This window comes from Tritonibacter scottomollicae, assembly GCF_003003215.1.
GTDB classification, from domain to species: Bacteria; Pseudomonadota; Alphaproteobacteria; order Rhodobacterales; family Rhodobacteraceae; genus Epibacterium; species Epibacterium scottomollicae.
The window spans coordinates 1-1,294 of record NZ_PVUF01000066.1 but is presented as its reverse complement, the minus strand read 5'-3'; the positions used below and the strand labels follow the sequence as shown (position 1 = coordinate 1,294).

1 protein-coding gene, 1 tRNA gene and 1 pseudogene are annotated in these 1,294 nt (G+C 55.2%); 2 read left to right on the top strand and 1 reads right to left on the bottom strand.

The annotated features are described in order from the left end of the window. Positions 1–254: integrase core domain-containing protein (locus CLV89_RS22285; protein ID WP_133166708.1), on the top strand; the 254-nt coding region annotated here is incomplete at its 5' end. 130 nt (positions 255–384) lie between these two features. Here CLV89_RS22285 and CLV89_RS22280 read toward each other — a convergent pair. After that, positions 385–681, bottom strand: a pseudogene (locus CLV89_RS22280) (integrase core domain-containing protein); the annotation flags it as partial. Positions 682–1,141: 460 nt separating this feature from the next. Here CLV89_RS22280 and CLV89_RS22275 point away from each other — a divergent pair. Further along, a tRNA-Asn gene (locus CLV89_RS22275) sits at positions 1,142–1,216 on the top strand. Positions 1,217–1,294: the final 78 nt, after the last annotated feature.

Sequence of the window (1,294 nt, the reverse complement as noted above, 5' to 3'; positions counted from 1 at the left end):
GTGCCGTGGGCGCGAAGACCGCATTCATTGCCCCGGGATCACCTTGGGAGAACGGCTACTGCGAGAGCTTCAACGCCCGCTTCCGGGATGAGTTATTAAACGGCGAGGTCTTCACCACGCTGCGTGAAGCACAGATCCTCATCGAACGCTGGCGTCGCCACTACAACACGGTTAGGCCCCACAGCGCCTTAGGATACCGGCCCCCAGCGCCCAAAAGCATCGTCCTGATAGACCAAAGGCCGACGATGCATTAACATTCAAATTGGACCACTCGATGGGGGCACATCACGACAGCGCACGCTTTGTAGCTACAACGATGAGCATGGATGGAGTAGATGGCGCCCGCTTTCGGCATCGTGATCTGCCATCCTGCCGGTCCTTTATTCACAACGAGAGGCTGCAGGTTCGATTTGGGTATTCGGGTTCGTCGTCTGGTGCAATCGCGCCGGGCGCGGAGCCCTCAAATTGCACAAGTATCCGGCGCGCTTGCTGCGGTGTCTGGTTGACCAGAGACGAATGCGGCCGGACCGTATTGTAGTCATAGCGCCAGCGGGTCAGCTTTCGCCGTGCCTCGTCCAAGCTGTCGAAGATCTCCTCTTTGATGAGAATCTCATCGCGAGGGCTGCCGTTAAACGGCTCGATGAACGCGTTCTGCTGCAGTTTGTCGGGATCGATGTCCAGATGAGGGCACCGAGTTCCCGAGCAACCCGTGCGCCGGCCCTTAGTTCGGAACTGAGCACCTCCGAGCGCGTGTCATGGATTGGGACCAAAGCGACTGCGAAAATCATCAAGGCGCGCAGCAAAGCTGCAATTAAGACGCCATATACATGGTCGCAATCGACCAAAAGCCAATACCAATCAATCAACACTTGCCCAGCGTGCTCCATCCATAAGAGATCCGAGGGCTGTCCCGAATGGTCACAAGCTTCGTTTCTAGGCTGAGCAAGAATTTAAGCGCCCCCAATCCGCTGACCTCCTTGATGCTTTCAAGAATGTAGAGGTCCAGCCATTCTTGCCGGATCGCATCCGTTGTCAAAGCACAGAGCCTAAGACGCACCGAGTTTTGCCGACCTCGGAAAACTAAACCATCAAAATTTCCGCTGGACGCGCTTACATGACATCGTTATACGAGCGCTCACACTCCGGCGTAGCTCAGCGGTAGAGCAGTTGACTGTTAATCAATTGGTCGTAGGTTCGATCCCTACCGCCGGAGCCAATTCACCAGACAAGTCTTTGATGATCAAGGCAAAGGTTGAATTTGGCGAGCACAGTGTCACACAGAACTGTAGCAGAA